At 64.6% G+C, this 22,391-nt stretch carries 20 protein-coding genes; 5 read left to right on the forward strand and 15 right to left on the reverse strand.

Translation table 11 applies throughout. The annotated features are described in order from the left end of the window. Positions 1-258 precede the first annotated feature (258 nt). From ADBZ9K_RS09840 to ADBZ9K_RS09850, 3 genes are all read left to right on the forward strand, one after another. Positions 259-1,497 carry a cytochrome P450 gene (locus ADBZ9K_RS09840; protein ID WP_526619874.1) on the forward strand — a complete coding sequence of 413 codons (1,239 nt, stop codon included), beginning with the start codon at positions 259-261 and terminating at the stop codon, positions 1,495-1,497. After that, the gene (locus tag ADBZ9K_RS09845; RefSeq protein WP_526619875.1) at positions 1,497-2,087 is read left to right on the forward strand and encodes a TetR/AcrR family transcriptional regulator; all 591 of its coding nucleotides are present in this window, start codon (positions 1,497-1,499) and stop codon (positions 2,085-2,087) included. Before ADBZ9K_RS09840 ends, ADBZ9K_RS09845 begins: the two co-directional genes overlap by 1 nt. Before the next feature lie 243 nt (positions 2,088-2,330). Further along, a complete protein-coding gene (locus ADBZ9K_RS09850; RefSeq protein ID WP_526619876.1) occupies positions 2,331-3,335 on the forward strand; it encodes an amidohydrolase family protein in 1,005 nt (334 codons plus the stop codon). Positions 3,336-3,346: 11 nt separating this feature from the next. Here ADBZ9K_RS09850 and ADBZ9K_RS09855 read toward each other — a convergent pair whose 3' ends face one another. Next, a complete protein-coding gene (locus ADBZ9K_RS09855) occupies positions 3,347-4,282 on the reverse strand; it encodes a universal stress protein (RefSeq protein ID WP_526619877.1) in 936 nt (311 codons plus the stop codon). Positions 4,283-4,371: 89 nt separating this feature from the next. Then, a complete protein-coding gene (locus ADBZ9K_RS09860; protein WP_526619878.1) occupies positions 4,372-5,154 on the reverse strand; it encodes an IclR family transcriptional regulator in 783 nt (260 codons plus the stop codon). Positions 5,155-5,331: 177 nt separating this feature from the next. On the opposite strand from ADBZ9K_RS09860, the gene ADBZ9K_RS09865 reads away from it, so the two are divergent. Further along, complete coding sequence (locus ADBZ9K_RS09865) at positions 5,332-6,510, forward strand: FAD-dependent oxidoreductase (RefSeq protein WP_526619879.1); 1,179 nt, start codon at positions 5,332-5,334, stop codon at positions 6,508-6,510. 61 nt (positions 6,511-6,571) lie between these two features. On the opposite strand, the gene ADBZ9K_RS09870 is transcribed toward ADBZ9K_RS09865, so the two are convergent. The 13 genes from ADBZ9K_RS09870 to ADBZ9K_RS09930 all read right to left on the reverse strand — a co-directional run bounded on the left by ADBZ9K_RS09870 (position 6,572) and on the right by ADBZ9K_RS09930 (position 21,742). After that, positions 6,572-6,880 (reverse strand): non-heme iron oxygenase ferredoxin subunit, encoded by a 309-nt coding sequence (locus tag ADBZ9K_RS09870; protein WP_526619880.1) that lies wholly within the window; start codon positions 6,878-6,880, stop codon positions 6,572-6,574. Between the two features lies 1 nt (position 6,881). Next, positions 6,882-7,691 (reverse strand): SDR family NAD(P)-dependent oxidoreductase, encoded by an 810-nt coding sequence (locus ADBZ9K_RS09875; RefSeq protein WP_526619881.1) that lies wholly within the window; start codon positions 7,689-7,691, stop codon positions 6,882-6,884. After that, entirely contained in the window at positions 7,688-8,212 is a 525-nt protein-coding gene (locus ADBZ9K_RS09880; protein ID WP_526619882.1) for an aromatic-ring-hydroxylating dioxygenase subunit beta, read from the reverse strand. The genes ADBZ9K_RS09875 and ADBZ9K_RS09880 overlap by 4 nt, the downstream gene beginning before the upstream one ends. A 25-nt stretch (positions 8,213-8,237) precedes the next feature. Next, on the reverse strand, positions 8,238-9,416 hold the full coding sequence (locus ADBZ9K_RS09885; protein WP_526619883.1) for an acyl-CoA dehydrogenase family protein: 1,179 nt from the start codon (positions 9,414-9,416) through the stop codon (positions 8,238-8,240). 22 nt (positions 9,417-9,438) lie between these two features. Then, positions 9,439-10,566, reverse strand: coding sequence for an acyl-CoA dehydrogenase family protein (locus ADBZ9K_RS09890; protein WP_526619884.1), 1,128 nt, complete (start codon positions 10,564-10,566; stop codon positions 9,439-9,441). A 13-nt stretch (positions 10,567-10,579) separates the two neighbouring features. Then, a complete protein-coding gene (locus tag ADBZ9K_RS09895; protein WP_526619885.1) occupies positions 10,580-11,980 on the reverse strand; it encodes an aromatic ring-hydroxylating oxygenase subunit alpha in 1,401 nt (466 codons plus the stop codon). A gap of 28 nt (positions 11,981-12,008) precedes the next feature. Next, the gene (locus ADBZ9K_RS09900; protein WP_526619886.1) at positions 12,009-12,701 is read right to left on the reverse strand and encodes a dienelactone hydrolase family protein; all 693 of its coding nucleotides are present in this window, start codon (positions 12,699-12,701) and stop codon (positions 12,009-12,011) included. 38 nt (positions 12,702-12,739) lie between these two features. After that, a complete protein-coding gene (locus ADBZ9K_RS09905; RefSeq protein ID WP_526619887.1) occupies positions 12,740-15,007 on the reverse strand; it encodes a CaiB/BaiF CoA-transferase family protein in 2,268 nt (755 codons plus the stop codon). An 11-nt stretch (positions 15,008-15,018) separates the two neighbouring features. Beyond that, entirely contained in the window at positions 15,019-16,683 is a 1,665-nt protein-coding gene (locus ADBZ9K_RS09910) for an acetate--CoA ligase (protein ID WP_526619888.1), read from the reverse strand. 126 nt (positions 16,684-16,809) lie between these two features. Continuing rightward, positions 16,810-17,874 (reverse strand): DODA-type extradiol aromatic ring-opening family dioxygenase, encoded by a 1,065-nt coding sequence (locus ADBZ9K_RS09915; protein WP_526619889.1) that lies wholly within the window; start codon positions 17,872-17,874, stop codon positions 16,810-16,812. 17 nt (positions 17,875-17,891) lie between these two features. Further along, positions 17,892-18,740: an alpha/beta fold hydrolase gene (locus ADBZ9K_RS09920; protein WP_526619890.1), complete on the reverse strand. Its 849-nt coding sequence runs from the start codon at positions 18,738-18,740 to the stop codon at positions 17,892-17,894. Between the two features lie 156 nt (positions 18,741-18,896). Then, the gene (locus tag ADBZ9K_RS09925; protein ID WP_526619891.1) at positions 18,897-20,036 is read right to left on the reverse strand and encodes an acyltransferase family protein; all 1,140 of its coding nucleotides are present in this window, start codon (positions 20,034-20,036) and stop codon (positions 18,897-18,899) included. Further along, on the reverse strand, positions 20,033-21,742 hold the full coding sequence (locus ADBZ9K_RS09930) for a DEAD/DEAH box helicase (protein ID WP_526619892.1): 1,710 nt from the start codon (positions 21,740-21,742) through the stop codon (positions 20,033-20,035). The genes ADBZ9K_RS09925 and ADBZ9K_RS09930 overlap by 4 nt, the downstream gene beginning before the upstream one ends. Positions 21,743-21,814: 72 nt before the next feature. On the opposite strand from ADBZ9K_RS09930, the gene ADBZ9K_RS09935 reads away from it, so the two are divergent. Beyond that, positions 21,815-22,375, forward strand: a complete 561-nt coding sequence (locus ADBZ9K_RS09935; protein ID WP_526619893.1) for an LppP/LprE family lipoprotein — start codon at positions 21,815-21,817, stop codon at positions 22,373-22,375. Positions 22,376-22,391 lie beyond the last annotated feature (16 nt).

The raw sequence follows: 22,391 nt of genomic DNA on the forward strand, positions 1-22,391 counted from the left end.
CCCCTCGCCAACTCGGCCCTCGACGCGATGGCGCTCCGGGTCGATTCTGAACTCCGCCGACCCAGCAGTCGCTGCAAAGAAGCTGCGGTGGTTACCGACCTCCAGGCGCAGCGCGGCATATCGCTTCCCACGCCCGCACATCGGTGGCAATAGAGCGGCCCCGCCATCGTCCGCCCTATTCGAACGGAATCCGCCATCGTTGAGCGGAACCTCCACAGACGTCTTGACACACTCGCCCAGGTGTCGTAAATATAAGACATGCCCGCCGTTATGTCTCACGAGGCGGATGCCCGTTTCGCGCTGGCCACCGCCCGCACGTGGGCCGACCCGTGGCCCATGTACCGCGCCCTACGTGACCACGACCCGGTACACCACGTCGCCGGGCACAACCCGGGCCAGGACTACTGGGTGCTCTCCCGCCACGACGACGTGTGGGCGGCGGCCCGCGACCACCAGACGTTCTCCTCGGCCCAGGGCCTGACCGTCACCTACGGTGAACTGGAACTGATTGGGCTGCAAGATAACCCGCCGATGGTGATGCAGGATCCGCCGGTACACACGGAGTTCCGCAAGCTGGTGTCGCGCGGGTTCACCCCTCGGCAGGTGGAGGCCGTCGAACCCGCGGTGCGGCAGTTCGTCGTCGACCGTATCGAGCGGCTGCGCGCCGCGGGCAGCGGTGACATCGTCGCCGACCTGTTCAAACCGCTGCCCTCGATGGTCGTGGCCCACTATCTCGGTGTTCCCGAAGAGGATCGCGACCAGTTCGACGGCTGGACCGAGGCCATCGTGGCGGCCAACACCTCCGCCGACGGGATCGGCGGCGCACTGGCCACCGTCGGTGACGCCGTTGGCTCGATGATGGGCTACTTCACCGAGCTGATCGACCGGCGCCGGCGCGATCCCGGCGACGACACGGTCTCGCACCTGGTGGCCGCCGGCGTGGGCGCCGACGGCGACATCGCCGGCACCCTGTCGGTCTTGGCTTTCACCTTCACGATGGTCACCGGCGGCAACGACACCACCACCGGGCTGCTTGGCGGCGCCGTTCAGCTCCTGCACCAACGGCCCGACCAGCGCCGGCTGCTCGTCGAGCATCCCGACCTCATCGCCGACGCCGTCGAGGAGTTCCTGCGGCTGACCTCCCCGGTGCAGGGCCTGGCCCGAACGGTCATCCGCGACGTCGAACTGCACGGCAGGACAATTGCCGCCGGCCGCAAGGTGCTGCTGCTCTACGGGTCGGCCAACCGCGACGAACGCGTATACGGCGACGACGCAGGCGAACTCGACGTGCAACGCCGGCCACGCAACATCCTGACGTTCAGCCACGGCGCTCACCATTGCCTGGGCGCGGCGGCCGCGCGAATGCAGGCCCGGGTGGCGCTGACCGAACTGCTGGCCCGCTGCCCGGATTACGAGATCGACACCGCGGGAGTGGTGTGGGCCGGCGGCAGCTACGTGCGCCGCCCGCTGTCGGTACCGTTCCGGGTGGCGCGATAATGGCCGGCAGAGACTGGCTGGGCTCCCGGCGCGCCGAGGTCGCGTCCGACCGGATTCTCGACGCCGCCGGTGAGTTGTTCGCTGGATCCGACATCGCCGGTGTCGGCATGAACGAAATTGCCCGCGCCGCAGGGTGTTCCAGGGCGACGCTCTATCGCTACTTCGATAATCGCGAAGCACTGCACACCGCGTACGTGCATCGCGAGGCCCTCCGGCTCCACGAGCAGATGAGTGAACTGGTCAACGAAATCGGGGACCCGTGCGAGCGCCTGGTCTCAGGGGTGACGGCCTCACTGCGCCTGGTGCGCGAAAGCCCTGCGCTGTCAGCGTGGTTCGCCACTGCCAACTCACCCATCGGTGCGGAGATGGCCGAACAGTCCGAGGTGATCCAGGCGCTCAGTTCGGCGTTTCTGCTCTCGCTGGGACTCGACGATCCCGATTTCGTGCACCGGCGCGCCCGCTGGCTGGTCCGGGTGCTCACCTCGCTGCTGATCTTCCCCGGCCACGACCCCGACGACGAGCGAGCCATGCTCGAGGAGTTCGTCGTCCCGATGGTGTGCCCCACGGAACGTCAGGCCAGCGACACCTAGGCACGCACCCGGGTGAACCGGTGCGGTACCCAAGATCGGTGTGACGCAGGCTGCCGGTTCCAGCCGGCGGAACGTGAGACGGCGTGGACGCGGCAGCCTGCCTAGCGTTGGGCGCAACTGTCGTGCTGTGTGTTCAGCAGCGAAGGTCGAGCTAGATCTAGATTCCGGTGGCCGGAACACATGTTTCGGGTGACCCCAGGGGCCGCCTTAACGTGTGAGCCGAGGCGGAAGGAGAGCTGGTACATGTCCCCATCCACTCCTGTGACCGATGTTCACGCCCACGTTTTCCCTCTGGAACTGCCGTCTTTCACCGATGCCGGAGACGATCGCTGGCCGGTCCTTGTACCTGGACCTGATGCCGGCCAAATTATGCGCGGGAACAGCATATTCAGAACAGTCCAACCGTCGCTGTGGGACTTGCCGACACGGCTGGCAGAACTCGACGTGGCCGGCATCCATACCCAGGTGATATCGCCTGTGCCAGTGACGCTCACGTACTGGGCGCCTCCCCGCGAGGCCACGGAGTTTGCCCGCTGCATGAATGACGGCATCGCTCAAAACGTCGGTGCCGCGGCCGGCCGTATCGTCGGACTGGGGACCGTTCCGTTGCAGGATGTCGACGCCGCCGTCGCCGAACTCGAGAGACTGATCGTCGACCTGAAACTCCTCGGCGTCGAGATCGGAACCGTGATCGGTGACCGTGAGCTCGACGACCCGGCATTACGGCCGTTTTTCGCAGCGGCAGAACGCCTGGGCGCCATCCTGTTCGTTCATCCCATGGACGGTGGCAGCGGCATCATCCGCCGCTCCGGCGAGATCTACGACTTCGGTATCGGCATGCTCACCGACACCGCGATCGCGGCGACGGCGCTGGTGTTCGGCGGTGTCTTGGAGGCATATCCTCGACTGCAGGTCGTGCTGGCACACGGTTGCGGAAGTTATCCCTGGGTGTACCCGCGGCTGCGATTGCGCGCGCAGGTATCCGGTGCCGATCCTGAGGACCTCGATGCTTTGACCCGCAAACTCTGGGTTGACGCCCTGGTCTTCAACCCGGCGAACATCCCCCTGTTAGTCGACCGCTTCGGCGCAGATCACGTCATGGTCGGCACCGATCATCCATTTGTGCCCGGGCAGTTGACGGCGGCGCCTTCGGTCATCCGTTCTGCCGCCGACCTCGAGTTGATCAGTACCGACGTTGCCTCCGGGATCCTCGTGCACAACGCCGACTACCTCCTGCACAGGTGTTAGCGTCGGACCGATCACCCCATCACAACGAGGACAGGCAGCCGTGTCCTACGTGCCAGCCTGACGACAGCCAGCGCACGGCGGATCCCGGCCGGCCGAGGTCGGCCAATCGCCAGGACCAGGAGCTGGGCTCGTTGGCATTCCTGCAGGATGGCGGCGCGGTGGGTCCGCGGCGAACCCATCAACCGAGCCCACACCGGTACGCAAGGCGAAAGCTCGTGTCGCACCGCCATCCATCGTTCATCACCGCGGTGTGATTGCCGCACCACAGCGACGACGTCGCCCCCGGTAAGACTGGCTCGGTGTAACCCGATCGCCCAGGCATCTTCAGCCCCGGTCAGCCGATCGGTGCCGATGACCACAGCACGCTGCGCAGACCTCGGTCCAGACAGTTCGGCGGGAATGATTGCCACGGGGCATTCTGCACGGCGGACGATGGAGGGTAGGACTGACCCAACGCATCCCCAGCTTCGCGTACCGCCAGCGCCCAGGACGACCAACTGCGCTCGACGAGACAGATGGACGAGCGCTGGAACGGTGGACGCCTCGTACAACGTCGGCACGATATTCAGCCGAGCGCTCGCGGACACTGCGATGGACTCCACAGCGGAGTCGAGAATTGCCCGACCGACGGCAACGGCGTCGGCACTGAGCGGCCGTGGCAGCGGATCGACCACGCTCGCCAGTGCCGGCCACACGGCAGTCGCGTCGGTAGTGTGCACCACGACCAGGTCGATGCTTCGGCGAACTGCTTCCTGCGCAGCCCAATTGACGGCAGCGCGGTCCCCACTCGTGCCGTCGACGCCGACGACAATGGGTCTGGGGTCGAGCAGACCCTCACCCGGACACAACGGTCCATCCCGGCCCGTCGCACTGCCGTCGTGCTGGTAGTCGTTGGACGTTCCCATAAGGAAGCGGTCTCCGTTCGGATCACGAGGATTCACGACCATCCTCGCGGCGCCGGATCACGAACCGCCCCTGGGAATTCCAGCGATTGGAACCTAGATTCCCGCAGCGCTCGGAACATTGGAGCCGGTCGTCAGAAATCCCTGGGAAACCAGTACGAATGTCCCTCGGCGAGCCGGCCTCGAACATCGCGCGCGATCTGCCCGACCGTATCGCGCAGCGCCGCACCCGTGCGGACGTCGATGGCGCCGCCCCCTGGGACGCAGAGCGACACCGCGCCCACCGCAAGGCCGTTGACCAGAATGGGCGCCGCCGAACAGGCGAGCCCCGGTTGAGCCTCGCCACTTTCGTATGCCTGTCCGGTCCGGCGCACCTCAACCAACTGCTCTATCAAGGTGCGCGGTTCGGTGATCGAAGCCGCCGTCATCCTCGGCATCGGATTCGGCAGGAAGGACTCGAGATCGACGAGGTCTGTGTAGGCAAGCATGGCCTTCCCCAGCGAGGTGCAGTTCGCCGGCAGCCGGCCACCGACCCCTGACAGTGCGAACGGCCCACCCTGCAACGACAGCCGCTCCAGGAACACGACGTCGAAGGACCGTAATACCCCTAGATGGACCGTGCACCCCGTGTGACGATGCAACGCAGCCAGATGGGAAATCGCCACGTCGCGCATGCCTGCCGCCGGCGTGGTCACCCCAAGCCGAAAGATCTCGATACCGATCTTGTATCCGCTGCGGTGATGCTCTACAGCGCCGAGGTCGATCAGCCGGGCGAGTAGGCGGTGCACCGTCGATTTGGCCAGACCGCTGGCTTCCGACAGTTCGGTCAGGGTCATGACTCGTTCGTTGGAGTTGAAGGCACGCAGCAGGTCGAACGCCTTCGACAGAATGGAAGGCGTGGCATCGACATGGTCCATGGGCACTCCGTTGTCCCCGGCCGTGGCACCCCGGCCGCATTGACGTAAGGCCACCATAGGTGGTCCGTCGGCTAGCTTGGCGGGGAATGTTCCAGCCCCCGGAAACCTGTCCGCTCACCCCGAGCCGGGCGAGTTACATTGGCCGTTCGAGCTCGCGAAGAACCGGAGAATCGATCGATGGCTGACACCCGCGTCGTCATTGTCGGGGCGGGACCGGTCGGACTGATCACCGCCCTGGGTCTGGCGCGCCGCGGAATCGATGTCACGCTGTTCGAGGCGGGCACTCCCGAGACCGCCGTAGCGGCACCAGACCACTCTCAATCTCTTCACGACATGGTGTATCACTGGTCGGCGTTGCCTGGACTCGACCGTTTGGGTGTTCTTGACGACCTCCGCTCCGCCGGGCTGGTCGGAAGAACGTGGACGATTCTCGTGAACGAAAATGGTGAGCGCATCAAGGTCGACTTGACCGCGCTGGGCGACCGTGTCGAATTCCCGTACACGCTGCACATCTGCCGCAACGCTCTCACCCAAGTGGTGATGACACATCTGGCCCAATACCGGAACGTCCACATCCACAACGAGACTCGCATTTCGACGCTGGAGCCGACCCGGGACGACGTCATCATCACCGCCGACGGACCCGATGGCCAGCTCGTGACCACGGCCGAGTGGGTGATCGGCACCGACGGCGCACACAGCCTCGTGCGCAGGTCAATCGGACTCGGGTTTGCCGGTTGGACCTGGCCACACCGCTTCGTGGCGACCACCACCGCGTTCGACTGGTCCGACGTGGGCTTCTCCGAAATCACACACTGCATCGGGGACCCCTGGCCGGCCGTCGCCGGCCGGATTGACGATTGGAGCTGGCGTTTTGTCTACGCGGAGCCACACAGCTTGCCCCAGGACGAGACCGAACAGCGAATACTCGGGGTGTTTCGCGCCGCGACCGGCGAGAACGCAGGGCCACAGCTGACCGCTTGGCGCACTTACCGCATTCATGAACGAGCTGCGGACAGCTTTCGGCACGGGCGCGTTCTGCTCGCCGGTGACGCCGCGCACGTCACCAATCCGACTCTGGGTATGGGAGGAGCAAGCGGGCTGCTCGATGCATACACGCTCACCGATGCCCTGAGTTCCGTCCTGGAAGGCTCAGACGACAACCTTCTCGATGAATACGCGATCGATCGACGAAGAGCCTTCCTGCAGCGCACGTCGCCACTGTCCGTGCGAAGTATGCACGCCCTGCTGGGGACCGGTGGCCTTTCCGAAAAGCAGGCCGCCGTCGAGTTGTACCGAAAGATTGCCATGAACCCTGACGCGCTGGCCGAGTACTACGGCGAGACCAACCCGTAGGCCGTCGATCTCGCGTCGTTGCCCTGACTACCAACAGCCGTCGGCAGACGCGGCGACGAAGCTACACGATGACGTAAACGACGCCGTCGACAATCTCGACCTGGTAGCTACGCAACCCGATACTTGCTGGGAAGCATGTGGCTTCACCCGTTACGACATCAAAGCGGGCCATGTGCAACGGACAGATGACTTCTGTGCCGTCGAGATCACCGTCGGTGCCCAACGACCAGTTCTCGTGCGTGCAGGAGTCCGAAGTCGCGTAATAACTGCCGTCGTCAGTCCGGAAGACAGCGATGGGAACCTCGCCCGCCAGTGTCATCGTGCTGCCCTTGGACATGCCTTCGACCGGCCCGACAATCCGTCGATGCACCTCAGACCTCCATTTCTGTGGGATGCGGTGTCCACGGCCAGTATCGGGCGGTGGCACCCGCATCGACAGTGAGATTCGTACCCGTCACCATGACCGACTCGTCGGATGCCAGGTACACCAGCGCCGGCACGTAGTCGGCAGGCGTGGGAAGCCGCGACAACGGCACCGCACCGAAAAAGTCCATCCGGTACTCGCCGGGCGGCACTTGCCATCGCTTTCCCGATGACGCGGCCTGGGCAGGTACGGTCGCAGTCGGCGTGAAATTGTTGACCCGAATGTCGAACTGCGCCAGCTCCATGGCCACCGAGCGGGTGAAGTTCAACAAGCCACTCTTGCCGGTGCAGTACCCCACGTTGCCCGGCTCACCCTGCCATGCGGCAGTCGAGAGCACGTTGATGATGCTGCCGCCGTGGCAGCCCTGGATCATCGACCCACTGACCGCCTTCGTCAGCAGAAAGGCCCCGCCCACAATGACATCGAGCTGTCGCCGGAATTCCTCAATCGACGCGGTCAGAATCCCCTTGCGGTTGAACCACACTGCGTTGTTGACCAAGATGTCAACTCCCCCGAATCGCTCCTCCGCCACCTGCACCACCGCATCGGCGTGCCGGAGATCGGTGACATCACCAGCGATAGCACAAGCCTGACCACCGTTATCGATGATGCTCTGGGCGCACTTCTCGGCCACCTCGTGGTCTATGTCGGTGCAGACTACGGCGGCGCCCTCGGCGGCGAATCCCCGCGCGATGGCACCACCGATGTTGGGACTGGCTCCCGTTACTACAGCCACCTTGTTCGCCAGTCGGTTCATAGGATGATCGAGACCTTTCCGTGAGGCCGCAGGGCGTCGAGATCCAGCACTGCCGTGCGTGCGGCAAAGCGGTAGCCGCGCTCCTCGTCGGGTATCAACCTGTGGCGGTACTGACCGACGTAGGTGTCCATGCTGCCGTTCCGAATGCGGTGAACGGCGAAGTTCGCCGTCGCCTCCACGTTCCCGTCCGAGGCCACCCAGGCTTGCACGTTGCCGATGATTCGTCTGGTCCTCGAGTGCGGATACTCGGCATGTGCACTTCGCGTCAGCAGCGAATTGACCCGTTGCTCCAACATGAATCGATCATCATGGACCAGGAACAGATCCCGGTCGGGATCGCCTCCAGGCAAGTCCGTTGTCGGTACCGAATAGTGGGCGCTGGGATCGAAGTAGTCCAACCATTCGTGTAATTGCCAGCGATCCAACAGATCAGCTTCGCGGAAGAAAAAGCGCACAACGGCAGCCAGAACCTCAGCACTGGCCTCGGATCTGACCATTTCGACCGTGGCGGTATCGTCCATCATTTCTCCTCGATCCATGACGCGGCTACGCTGCCGCGGATCCCATGAGTGAGCGTGCGATGATCAGGCGCTGGATCTCGCCAGATCCCTCGTAGATATCCATGATCTTGAGATCGCGATACCATTTTTCCAGCAGCCAGCGCTCGCCGACGGACTCCGGCCCGAGCAACTGAAGACACCGCAGCACAATTCGTTCACAGCTCGCGGGCGAGTACGCCTTTCCCGTCGCCGCAGCGGCGCGGTCAGGGGTGCCCGCGTCGAGCAGTGACTGCGCTGCACGGGCAGTCCTGCGGCCGCGCTCGAGAGTGGCGTTCATCATCGCGATGTCCTCGGTGACAGCCGCCCACCGATGCGTATCGAACTCAGTCTTGTTGTCTGAGAGTTCGCCGGCAGTGAGGTCGACAGCAGCCTGCGCGATACCGATCGCCATGGCCGCCATGTTCGGCCGGTTTAGCGAGAGCGCCGACAACGCAGCTGACTGGCCACGCAGGCTCGGGTTAAGTTCCCCGTCCTGCCAGCCCAGTGCATGGTCGACAGGGATACGGCAATCCTCGAACGCCAGAGCGGTCGTGGGCCAGCCCCGAAGACCCAGCTTGTGCTCATTGGCCTTCGTGATCACCAATCCCTGGGTATCGCGCTCGACCACGAAAGCACGAATACCTGCCCCGCCCAACGATTTGTCGATTGTCGCGAAGACCACAATGTAGTTGGCGATGGCGCCATAAGAGCAGTAGATCTTGGCACCGTTGAGGACCCAGCGGTCACCGTCGCGGACGGCGGTGGTGGAAACCTGACTCGTATCCGACCCGAAGTGAGGCTCGGTCAGCGCGAAGCCGGTAATCCAACCCTGTTCGTTCACCGGGTCATGCCAACGCCGGATCTGGTCTGCAGTGCCGATATGTTTCACGACGAGATGGCCGATCCCGTTACCAATCGCATACAGACCCCAGACGTCGCCGTATGCGAGGGCCTCGTAGTACGCCAGGCGGGTGACCCAGTAGCCGTCACCGAAGTCCGGTATCGGCTCGCGGCCAGGCAGCCCCAAGGGCACGGTCGCCGTCTCGAGGATTTCCGGCCACCGCGGTGAGATACGGTGGCTGCGGTCAACCTCGCGGGCATGAGGTCGGCAGTGGGTGACCGACCACTGGCGCAGTTCGGCCACGTATTGCTGGAGTTCCTTGCTCAGCTCGACAGGCATCGTCATTGTCCGTTCTTCGTGTGCGGATCTAGAGGACAGGCTGGAACCGGGAGAGCAACGGATCCGAGTCGAGCGTCGACAACGTCGCCGCGACGCGGAACCACATCTCCACTGGGTGATCGGTGATGTACCCGTGGCCGCCGAGCGTCTGCAGTGCGGCCCGGGTCGTCGTGTTGGCAACCTCGGTGGCATAGGCGACGGCACGGCTGATCAGAGTCACTACATCGTCGGCACTGTCGGGGTCGCCGGCGTCGAGACTCGCGGCCAGTTCCGCGATCTCCAATCGCGCCGCATCGATGCGCATCCTGGCATCGGCCAGCGGAAACGAAACACCCTGGAACGCGGCGATAGGCTTTCCGAAGGCGACACGTTCAGTGGCGTATTGCGCCGCATAGTCCAACGATCTCTGCGCGACGCCGAGTGCGACGGCGGCAATCGACAGCCGCAGCATCCCGACTGACATCAGGATGGCCCCTGCTTCCTGCGCCGAGCCCACGACGCTGCCGGCTGGAACGACCGTGTCGAAGGTGACCGATCCACACGCTGCGCCCCCGAGAGCGAGTGTCGGGCCGTAAGGCTCAACTGAGACCCCGACTGTGCCACGCCTGACCAGGACCGCGCGAGCACCACCGGTATCCGAGTCCACCCCGACGACAACAAAATAGTCGGCGCTCGCGGCCAACGGCACACCGACCTTAGTACCGACTACTCGTGCTGAACCGTCGTCAGCGACGGCAATCGAGGTCGCCCATTCTGCTGCGCCACGCCCATACTGCTCGTATAGGGCTACTGCGGCCGTCGGACCAAAGCCACTCACCAACCGTTGAACCAGTGGTTCATGATCGGCCCCGCCATGCCGGGCAAGGAGCATCGCGGCGCAACCGGTGGTGATCGCACCCAAGGTGATCCCGGCGTCTCCGTACGCGAGATTCTCCAGGGCGATCAGCCACGTGCCAGCATCGCCGATCCCCGGCCCGCCGAGGCTCTCAGGCACCGGAACGGTAAGTCCACTGTCGAATAGTTTCTGCGCCAATGTATCCGGCACCGGATCGCCGGCATCCACCCCGCGAGCGGCAGGCCACAGCGCTTCCATGCCGATTCCCCGGGCAAGCTCGGCAACAGCCTGCTGGTCGTCGGTGAGCTCAAGGTGACTCATCAGGTTCTCCAGATCATCGTGTCGAAACGGACGCCGCGTCATCGGCGCAGAGCTGTTGGCGAGCGGCCGTATAGAAGGTGCCGAGTTCGCCATGGGTTTCGGGCTGGGCAGCCTCACCTGCCACCAGTTCGTTCCACCGTCGCCACCATGTGCGCATCTGCAGCTCATCGGAGCCGAGCGGCACGGCGCGGTGCATCCCTCGGGAGATGTCGGACCACGGCAGTTCCTTGCGCGCGGCGTAGGAGCGCTGACAGGTCTCCAAGGCTTCCACGTCATCAGGTGAGGCGAGGCCGCCCGGACCCCAGAACGTGAGGAAGTTGTCGAGGCGTTGCCGGCGCAACTCGGCTTCCTCCTCCGGTGGGGCGAAATGCCAGGCGGTGACCTCCATCGAACTCGGTGTCACCGGGTCTATCTTCCGGATCAACACCCCCATCACCAGATCGATGATCACGAGGTTGGGGAAGATGACCATGTTTCGAGCTCCGGACATCCGGTCCACCCAGGCCTCACCGTAGCGACGCCGGAGTCTGCTGAATCTCGCCGCACGCTGCTGCTGCCCGGAGACCGACAGGGGTCTGCCGAACAGATTCGCAGTCGCAGGCGCTCCGACTATCGCGGCATGGCCATTGCCCAAATCCACCGCGATGGAGTCCGATACCGCAGAGGGGTCGAGGCTGCCGTGCGCGGCCAGCATCATCTCGAAATAACGCTGATGAGTCGAGGAGGCATGATAGCCGTCAATGCTGTTCTCCACCAGTAGTTTCCAATTTGCCTTTACCGAGTACTCGTGGCTGCCGTCGAGTACCTCCATCCCGACCTCGCTCTGGTCGGCCACCAGATCGAGGTACTCGGCGGCACCAGCGAGATACGTCCGCAGATCGGTGATACCCGCGTTGAAGCTGACAAAGACGAAACCGCGGTACGAGTCGACTCGCGCTGGTGCGGCCAGATTGGGCCGCTCGAATCCCTCGGAATAAGCATCCTCACCGGGAACTGAAACCAATCCGCCGCCTGTGCTGAAACTCCAGCCGTGATAGAAGCAGGTCAGAAACCGGGCGTTACCCTTGCTCTCTCGACACAGCATCGCGCCGCGATGCGGGCAGGAATTGACCCACACCCGAATCGAACCCTGCGAATCCCGGGCAAAGATCAGCGGCCGGCCCCCGACCGAGCGACTGACGAAATCGTTGGGGCGCTTCAGTTCGGTCTCATGGCCCACATACAGCCAGCAGGCATCGAACACCGCCTCCTGCTCGCGGGCCAGCACGTCCGGATCAACCATGGTTGCCCGATTGACCAGGAATCTCCCCGCCGCCCGATCATCGACGATGTAGTTACCCATGATCGCTTTCCTCACTTTCTGGTGTGATGAGCGTCTCGCACTCCGCACCTGGGTCGTATGCGCAAGTTCCACGGATCGGAAACGGTCAATCCCCGAAGATTCAGGGCTCACCGGCGGAGCCCGGCAAGGTGGCCCGCCATGAGGCCGAACGGGCCGTCAACCGCGGCACGACACGCGCATCGAGCCACTCGGCTGTGCGCTGCCAACTGTCGAACGCTGCTGCGTACGAATGCACGTCGACTGCGTCGATCGAATAGCCCTCGGCTGCAGCCGGATAGGAGACAAACTCTGTGTGGACAGCTGAGACAGTGCGCAGGGCCGGCCAGCGAGGCCAAAGATGAGTACCGACACCACCCGGTGTCCGGGAGGCAGCCAGCCCCAACCACGGTGTCGTCAATTGTCCGAGCCAACTTTCCACGTCAGGAAACGCTCCGGCATGGACGGAGATGTCGACGCTGACCGCTGCACCCAGCGTGAACGTCGCCGCTGTCCACAGTGCTGATGCAGCAGCAGCACGGAAGCCAACCACGCCGACTTGTTCACTGCCCCAGCCCCGCTCGGCAAGGCGGGCCAGCGCCAGCGCAATCCCATGCGCACTGTCGTCGACTTGTTCGGTGTCGAGGGCTACGGACTCGTATCCGTGGGCGGCGAGATCGTTCATCATGGCGTCCCTCTCCTCACGATCATCGCCGGCGTAGAGGATCAGCACCGCCCCACGTGGGCACGGCCCGAGAGACATCTCGGCAATGGGTGTCAGATATCCGGCGTCGGCGACCACGTCCACGGTGGGCACGAGCCGGGGCACCAGATGGGCGGCGTCGTGAAGCTGCATCAACCCTGATACTCCAACTCGATGAACGGCAAGTTGAACGGGGAGCGGCCTAGCCCTCCAGCCGCCGCCAGATCATCGACTTCTGCCTCGCTGTAACCGATTTCGATCAGCACCTCACGGCTGTGCTGGCCGAATAGCGGGGCCGGACCGGGCGCCGCCGCGGCGGGGGCATGGGCAAACCGCACGGGGAAGCCCACATACTGAAGCGAGCCAACCAGGGGATGGTCAACCGAGAAGACCCGTTGCCGGGCGATCAACTGAGGATGTCCGGCGAGGTCAGTTCCGATCAGCACCGGCGCCGCGGCAATCCCGCGCTCCCGAAGATTCCCGATCAGGCTTTCAGAATCGAGCCCGGAGCAGAATTCGGCCAACTCGTTGTCTAGTTCGGCGCTCCACTCGAGACGGCCGGCGGTGGTCGCAAGGTGGGTGTCAGCAGCCCAATGCGGCTTGCGCGCGAACTCACACAGCGCCAACCACTCGAGGTCGCAGGCAACGGTCAGAGCGACCCAGCGGTGGTCACGGGTGCGGTACACCCCCTGGGGAGCGAGATCACCGCGGCGATTCCCGCATCGGCTCCACCGCTTACCTGTGGCAACCGCCTCGAGATGAAGCGCCGTCAGTTCAAGGGCGACGTCGCACAGAGGTACTTCGATCAACGCGCCAGCGTGGTCGCGGCGTTGCCGCCGGATCGCTGCCAACACCGCGACTGTGGCGACGAGGCCGGCGATAGGGTCGATGATCGTGCCCGTCAGGAGCGGCTCGTCGTCGGGATAGCCTGTCAGCGAACTCAAGCCGGCCGCCGCGTTCGCCGTGAAGGTGAACCCGGGGTTGTCCCGCCACTGCCCGGTCGAGCCCCACGCCGGCATGCGCAGCATCACGATGTCCTCGCGGAGAGCACGCACGCCGGCGTAGTCCAGACCGCGACCGTCGAGCACCCTGGGCACGTAATTCTCCACCACGACGTCAGCTGATGCGATGAGACGTTCGGTGATACGCCGACCCTGTGGGTCGGAGAGATCCGCGGTGACTGCTCGCTTGCCGAGGTTGATTCCGAGATAGGAAGCCCCACGCTCCCAGAACCGGTCGATGTCTGGATGCGGACCCAAGAAGCGCAAGCTGTCGGGCCTGCTGACTGATTCGATCCGGATCACGTCGGCTCCCAGCGCGGCAAGGTGGGCACCCACCTGCGGACCGGCCTGAAAGCTTCCGATCTCAACAACACGCAGTCCTCGCAACGGGAGCTCCACGGTTGGCACCTCGGCGACCGAATCGCGGTCGGGGCGCATGCATGGCTTGGACTCGGTGACCAGCCAGGAGGGCCTCGGCACGGCGATGCCGCCCGCGGTTACAGCCCGCACCACGTCTCGTTCGGCGTAGGGAGTGAAAGCGGCGACGGTCTCCGGCGTGGTGACGGGCACCACCGGAATGTGATGCTGGACGCCCAGCGCCACCAGCTCCGCTGCCGAGTATCGCAATGTGAAATCACGGATCAGCGGGCGCACTTCATCAGCCAATCGGATGCGTTCCTGGATCACATCGAAACGGGCATCGTCGAGAGCCGGATTGTCGACTAGGCGTTTGAACTGCAGCCACTGGTCCGGACTCACGGCAACGATGCACACCCAGCCGTCTCGACAGGGCTCGATGCCCGGCACCGCCATCTGTGGCACCGGGTAGTCGTAGTGTCCTGCTGCCGACAGCTGCTGATAAAGCCAGGGCACTTGGAGAACCGAAGCCAGCGACTCGAACCGTGACACGTCAGCCTCGACACTGTCCGCTCCGACATCGAGCACTAACAGACCCATCAATGCGGCAGCCGCAGCCCAACGCCCGGCGACCTGCTCTGCCAGAGCGATACCCATCGCGACGGGTGGGCGTCGACCCGTGGGATGTAGTGCCACGATCCCGGCTTCTGCCTGCAACGTGAGCTCGCTGGCTGGAGTCAGCGCCATGGGTCCAGTCAGCCCGTAGTCGCTAACCGACACCGTGACGAGAGCAGGGTTCCGCTGCTTGAGCAGCGCGGTGCGCGCACAGGTCGCAGAATCCGCACCGTCGGTGATCACGACGTCGACCTTGCCGGCATCTGCCTCGTGACTGACTTTTCTCTTGCCGCCGCGAAGATACAGAGAGCCGCGGCCCTCAGGTGCCAACAACACATCGCCGCTGTCCAGGTAGCAGACCTGTGCTCCCAAGTCGGCAAGCAGGCGACCACACCAACCGGCCGACTCTCGTTGTCCAAGTTCGAGTACCACTACATCGCTCAACATGACTTCGCCCTTCACCGTTGCGTTCTCAGGATGGTCCGCGACACTTTGCCGGTCTCCGTCCGAGGCAGCGCCTCGACAAAGTCGACAATCCGCGGCACGGCATGGCGTCCAAGTCCGTCACGTACCAGGCGTTGAATGTCTGCTTCGATCTGCGCCGCAGGAACTTTGCCGTTCGCCACGATCACCGCACGCACAACCGATCCCCGCTCTGCGTCAGGTGCAGCCAACACCGCCACCTCCTCCACACCCTCATGCGCCATCAGGAGGTTCTCGACTTCGGTGGGCCCGACGTTGTATCCCGAGGTGACGATGAGGTCGTCCTGGCGCGAGCTGAATCGGAAGCCGCCGTCGCTGTCTCGCGACATGACGTCACCTGTCAGGAAATACTCACCACGCCAGCGCTTTTGCCAAGCCTCTTGCCCGTCGAGATAGCCTGACGAGCTTTGATACCGCGGTGAGCGCAGCGCCAGTATGCCGCCCGTTGCGTCGCGCGGAGTTCCGTCGGCATCGACAAGTGCCACTTCCATCCCTGGTAGCACCGAGGCGATCGAACCGGCAACTACCGCGCGCTCATCGAAGGCGAGATTCCCGATGAGCATTCCTGACTCGGTCTGTCCGAAACAGTCCTGTAGGTCGAAACCGGCGAGATTCCGCCACCGCTCAGCCAGCTGACTGTCCAGCGGTTCGCCGGCACAGGTTGCGCGCTGAAGTGCGTCGGGCAGTCCGGTTGAAGATGCAGCCCGATGTAGGCGACGGAATGCGCTGGGGGCAGCCGCGATCACCGTGACGCGTTCCCGGTCGAGGACACGGAGCCACGCGTGCGGATCGAAGTCACCGGTATAGACCACGCGCGGATGACCAAGAGCCATCACACCGAACCCGGTGGCGTACAGTCCGTAGGCCCAACCGGGGTTGGCACCGGTGAAGAACATGTCGCTGGAATGCAGTCCCAGGACATGTCGGACGAAGGGTTGCAGCGACACCACGATGCTGTGGGGCATCAAGCATCCCTTTGGCGCACCCGTTGTACCACTCGTGTACAGCAACGTCGCCGTCTCCGATGGGCCGAGCTTGATCGGTTCGGAATCCGCCCCGTGGCTGTCGATTTCAGCCCAGAAGCTGCGATCGCCGCACTGCACACCACGGCCCCGTTCGGCGCTGACCGTGTAGATCCGGGGGTCGATCTTGGCATGAGCCAGTGCCGTCGTCATACGGTCCCGGTACCTGGCATCGACCACGACGGCAACTGGGCCCCCGCCGTCGAGTCGCTGGGCCAGCGCCTCAGATCCGAAGCCGGCGAACAGGGGTTGAAAGATGACGCCCGAGCGCCACGCGGCCAGAGCGACGATATAGGTCTCCACCTGCTGGCCGAGCAGGGCAGCAACCCGATCTCCACGCCGAATCCCGGCCGCGCGCCATGCCGTCGCGAGCCTCGATGACGCCTGAGTCAAGTCGTCGTAGGTCCAGCGACTACTCGAGCCGTCCGGGTGGCATTCGATCAGGGCCAGCCTGGCGCGGTCGCGTGCCCACCGGTCACAGCATTCGTGAGCACTGTTGATTCCCTCCGAAATCGGCCAATCTAGCCGGCTTTCAGCGCGTCGCCATACCTCGTCGGCAGTCAGCTGTCGCTCGGCACGAAGTTCCTCGATGGATTCCACGTCGACGTGGTTGGGCATGTGCGGTCTCCTGGGTTGCGAGCATCGAATTCGCTCCTCGAAGCGTCGCTGTCATCGCATGTTTCGCTGTAGTCGGGCTTCCATTCGCCGGAACAACCACGACCAACGATCGGCACTGCGAGCAGCTCAGCGGAAAACAGCAAATGCCTTGTTGGAGTTGAAAATTTCCGACTCGACAAGATCGCTCCACTGCAGCTGCAAGCCCAACTCCTGGGTAGCTCCCAACAAGCAGAACCAGTTCAATATCTCGTGCTGACCGGAGTTGACGATGTCTTCGGCGCTCAACGACAACCACGTCGCGATATCACCGTTGACCAGCGCATGGTAGAGGCGTCGATCAGCCTTCATATCCGGTTTGAGGTGCCAATCTTTGTCGTTCAGGAAAGCGTGCGACCAACTCGACGACGCGATCAGCGCCGCCCGGAGTCCGCTTTCGCGGATCGACCGCGCGATCGCCTGCCCGAACTCGAAACATCTTTGTGGCGTGGGGCCTGGCGGATCAGTCGTTTCCCCGGCGATGATGTCGGCGAATCGCGCCATGCCGCCCTGCCGAGCGATCACGTGTTCGCCGTAGCAGTTGACGGCAATCGGCACGATCGGATAGGGGAATCGCCGCCCTGCGTTGTCGTAGTCCAAGAAGGTTTGGGTATTCGCGAATGAGTGCGGGAAGTGAGTTCCGGGACGCGGCTTGTAGGAGTAGGCACAGTCGATTCCCGAGGCAAGCACGTCGGCGACGATCCTTTTGGCAACGTCGCGGGCACCGTGCATGGTGTAGGTGGTCTCGTCGGGTAGATCCCAGATATTGGGAGCGCTGACCCGCCGCAGTACGCCGAACGGCTCGACTTCGATGTCTCCGTATGCCAGAACACAAAACGGGGGAACGACTTCTTCCCGGAAGTTCTCGTACTGGTCATCGCCCCAGACGAGCACCACATCCGGCTGGAATTCGTCGAGTTCTGCTCTACACCTGCGCAGTCCGTCGAGTAGAGCGGCGCGGTGCTGGGCCGCCGCGGACCGCCCCTCATCGGCGGACCAATCCAGGCGCGCGCGCTCCGACCAGTTCGCCGGATCCTTGAAGTCCGAGGGAATGTCGGGATCGGACAGCGTCAGTCGCAGCAGCATCGCCATGTTGGCGTCGGGGGTGAGGAGCATCGGGTAATGAGTCATGCCCAGGCCGAGAATCTGTGACATCGATTTACCCTCCAGGCCTACAACCGGCCACTCAAGAACGCGCGAACCGCCGTGACGAAGCGCGTGTGTTGCTCGATTTGTGTCCAATGCCCGCACTTGCCGATCCCGTACAGGCGCGCATTCGCAAGGTGTTTGAAGAACCAGAGTGCGGCATCGAAGACGACGAACTCGTCTTCCCGTCCATGGATGATGAGAACTTCGTGGGTGATGTCAGCAACGTCCTCGGCGGCCAGAGCCCACGGCTTTGCCGGATCCAAGTCGGCGAAGGTCGCCACGTGGGAGCGCTGAACATCGGGCCGTGATACGTGGACCATCCGCCGCTCCGCAATCTCTCGCAGTTCGGCGCCGAATGCTGGCGGGTCGTAGACGAAAGCTTCCAGCAACGCTGTCATCGCGTCGGTGCTCGGTGCCTTGTAGAAGTTGGCAAGCGCAGGAATCGCGGATCCCGCCGGGATCGGCGCTCCGCCTGATCCCATCAGGACGACCTTGTCCAACCGCTCGGGTGCTCGCCTGGCCATCTCCAGCGCCCAGATTCCCCCCATCGAGTTCCCCACTGCGGTGGCCTGGGAGACGTCGAGCGCGTCGAGAAGCCCGATCAGGCTCTCCACGCGCGCGGCGGTGAATGCAGCCAGGCCCTGCGGGGCGGGGTCGGGGTGCGAGGAGTCGCCGAATCCCAACACATCCGGTGCCAGACAATAGAACTCGTCACTGAGGTCATCGAGGACTGCCGACCAGTTGGATGACCCTGTTGCCCCCGGCCCTGAGCCGTGCAAGAAGAGCAGGGCCGGGTTCGCCGGATCACCCGCCGCGTTCAGCGAGATCTCGTGGTCGTCAACGGTGACCCTCGTCGTCTGCGTCGTCGTCATCTTCGGACCTCCTTGGTCGCGTTCGATCATCGAACGTCAAGCAAAGGGTCCGCACTCGGCAGTTCCGACCCGTGGAACTTGCCGCAACGCGCCGCCCGGCGAACAGGGTGGGTCTCCGGCACGCGGGTGCCCCGCGGAACGTCAGCCCAGCGGCTCCTAGCCGCGCACCCGGGTGCACCGGTGCAGCACCCACGCCACCGGGATCGTCAGCACCAGGGTGACGACGAACAACGCCGGCGCCGAACCGGTGTAGACCGGCCAGTGCAGCACCTCCACCATCGCGATCTCCATCACCACGAGGTGAACCAGGAAGATCTCGTAGGAGATTTCACCGAGCCACACCATCGGTCGGGTGGCCAGCAGCCGCGCGTACCACCCCCGATTGCCCAGGGCGAGCGGGGCGACCATCAGCGTCGCGATCGCCGCGTACGAGCCGGTTTTTACCAAGGCCTGCGTCAGCCCCGTCGGTGATGTGGTCGGCTCGCCCGCGATCGGGGTGGACACGATCAGGAAACTGATGAGCGCCAACGAGACGGCGATGAATCCATAGACCCGAACTCCCATGGCGCCCAACACCGTCAGCAGCATCCCGCCGATGAACCAGGCCAGATAACCCGGCAGCCACAGCCGGGCACCGCTGGGCAGGAAGTTCGTCGTGTGCACCAGAACCATCCAGGCCGGGCTGAGAAGCGCCAGCACCACCAGCCCGGTCAACAACAGTCCGGGCCGCCATCGTCGCCGGCAGACCACCACGAGCAGGAGCCACGCCAGCACCGGCAACGCGACGTAGAACGCCACCTCGACGGCCAGGCTCCACATCTGGGTAAGTCCTTGGTGCAGATAGCCGTTGAACATGTAGTTGTCGGTGTAGATCTGAGTCAGCGTGAGGTTGCGCAGCAGACCGATCCAGGTATGACCGGGATTGGGACCCGCATCACGGAAGTGGTAGATCAGGTAGGCGGCCAGCACGGTGACGACGTAGGCCGGCATGATGCGTCGCACCCGGTGCCAGGCGTAGCGGCGCACCGAGGGCCCCGTCTGCCCGCTGACCGCGGCGCGCACCCACGGACCGAACAACAGATACCCCGACAGCACGAAGAAGATCGGCACACCGATCTCCATCCGCGAATACACCAGGCCCACAAAGCCGTGCGTGTACTTGCCGGTGGTGTAGGCCGCGTGGGTGCCCAGCACAAGCAGGGCCGCGACCGCACGGATGCCGGTCAGTGACGCGACCCGGTCGACCCCCGAAACTGCTTCCAGTCCGCCTTGGTCGACCTGACCGGACGCGGTCATCGGCTCGTGCGCCGGGGCTTCCCGCCGGAGGGACGCGAATCGTATCGCGGGCTGCCGCGGTCGGGCTTCAGGTCGATCAGCACACCCTGAATGCGGGTGTTTTCCAATTTCTTCCAGGTCTCCTTGGGGAGCCTGGCGGGCAGTTCGACCAGCGAGTGGTCGACCTTGATGCTGATATGGCCGAAGTCGCTGCGGTGCAGGCCGCCCTCGTTCGCGATCGCGCCGACGATCGCACCGGGGTTCACCTTGTGCCGCTTGCCGACCGCGATCCGGTACGTGGCCAGGTCATCACGGGTTCGCCGCGGCGCGCGTTCCCGCTCCTCGCGCTCCGGGCGTTCCCGGCGCTTCTCCGGCGGCGGCTCGGTCATCAGGAACTCCGCGCCGTCGCGACTCTGCAGGGCCAGCGCCGCAGCGATATCGGCCATCGGCACGTCGTGGTCGCGCTCGTAGTCCTCGATCAGCCGGCGGAACATGTCGAAGCCGGGTGCGTTGAGTGCCTCGGTGATGGAGTCCTGGAACTTGGCGACCCGCTGGGCGTTGACGTCGTCGACGCTCGGCAACTGGTCTTCGGTGACCGGCTGGCGGGTGACCTTCTCGATCGACTTCAGCAGGTGGCGTTCCCGCGGCGAGACGAACAACAGCGCGGTCCCGGATCGCCCGGCCCGCCCGGTGCGCCCGATGCGGTGCACATAGGACTCGGGGTCATGCGGGATGTCGTAGTTCAGCACATGCGAGATGCGCTCGACGTCCAAGCCGCGGGCAGCGACGTCGGTGGCCACCAGGATGTCGATCGATCCGCCTTTGAGCGCGGCGATGGTCCGCTCGCGAAGCGCCTGCGGGATATCGCCGTTGATGGCCGAGGCGGCGAATCCGCGGGCGCGCAGCTTCTCGGCGACCTCCTCGGTGGCCTGCTTGGTCCGGACGAACACGATCATCGCCTCGAAGGGCTCCACCTCGAGCACCCGGGTCAACGCGTCCATCTTGCGGTTGCCGGCGACCTGGATGTAGCGCTGGGTGATGTTCTCGGCCGTGGCGGTCTTGGACTTGACCGCGACCGTGACCGCGTCATGCAGGTACTTGGAGGTGATCTTGCGGATGGCCGGCGGCATGGTCGCCGAGAACAGCGCGACCTGCTTGTACTCGGGGGTATCGGCCAGGATCCGCTCGACGTCCTCGGCGAAACCCATCTGCAGCATCTCGTCGGCCTCGTCGAGCACCAGGTAGTCCAGGTGCGACAGGTCCAGGCTGCCCTTCTCCAGATGGTCGATGACGCGCCCGGGCGTCCCGACGACGACCTGCGCGCCGCGCTTGAGGCCGGCCAGCTGCGGGACGTAGGAGGAGCCGCCGTAGATCGGCAGCACATTGATGTTTCGATGCGCGCCGTAGCGGCTGAACGCCTCGGCGACCTGCAGCGCCAACTCACGCGTCGGAGCCAGCACCAGCGCCTGGGTGGCGCGGCTGGTGGGATCGATCTTGGACAGGATCGGGATTGCGAATGCCGCGGTTTTCCCGGTGCCGGTCTGGGCGAGACCGACCACATCCGAGCCTGCCAGCAGGGCGGGAATGGTGGCGGCCTGGATGGCTGAGGGGGTCTCATAGCCGACGTCGGCGACGGCCTGCAGCACCGCTGGGTGAATCTGCAGGTCGGCGAAGGTCTGGGGTGCGTGCTCGTCGGCGTCGGGGCCGGCGTCTTCCGGGGATGTCATTGGATCTGCAGTCTAATCCCGAAGCGTGCCGTAACCCGGCTTCGTCGGCAAAGGGCGGTACCGTCAGCCGGTGTGTGGCATCGGCTGACCGTGGCGGCAGTGGGCACAGCGCTGGCCGCGACCCTCGTGAGCTGCAGCTCCGGCGACTCCACGGTGGCCAAGACTCCCCAGCCGACGACGACGGTGGCGCCCGCCACGTCGGCTCCCCCGCCGCCGCCGACCTCTGCCACGCCGCCACCACCGCCGCCGCCCCCGCCGGCCGACCCGTGCGCGGTGAACCTGGCCGCCCCCGCGATCGCGCAGGCCGTCTCCGATCTGCCCCGCGATCCGCGCAGCAATCAGGGCTGGTATCCGGTGCCGGTGGCCGGCAACTACAACGAATGCGCGCAGCTGTCGGCGGTGATCGTGCGGGCCAACACCAACGCCGAGAATCCCAACACCCGCGCGGTGATGTTCCACCTGGGCAAGTACATCCCGACCGGAGTGCCCGATACCTACGGCTTCAACAACGTCGACACCTCGCAGAGCACCGGTGACACCGTCGCCCTGGGCTACCTCAACGGCCTGGGCATGCAGAGCGTGGTCAAGTTCCGGTGGAACGGCAACGGTGTCGAGCTGATCGGCAACAACTGAGTCGCGTCTTCGCCCA

It is taken from the genome of Mycobacterium sp. (genome assembly GCF_965229265.1).
Taxonomy (GTDB): Bacteria; Actinomycetota; Actinomycetes; order Mycobacteriales; family Mycobacteriaceae; genus Mycobacterium.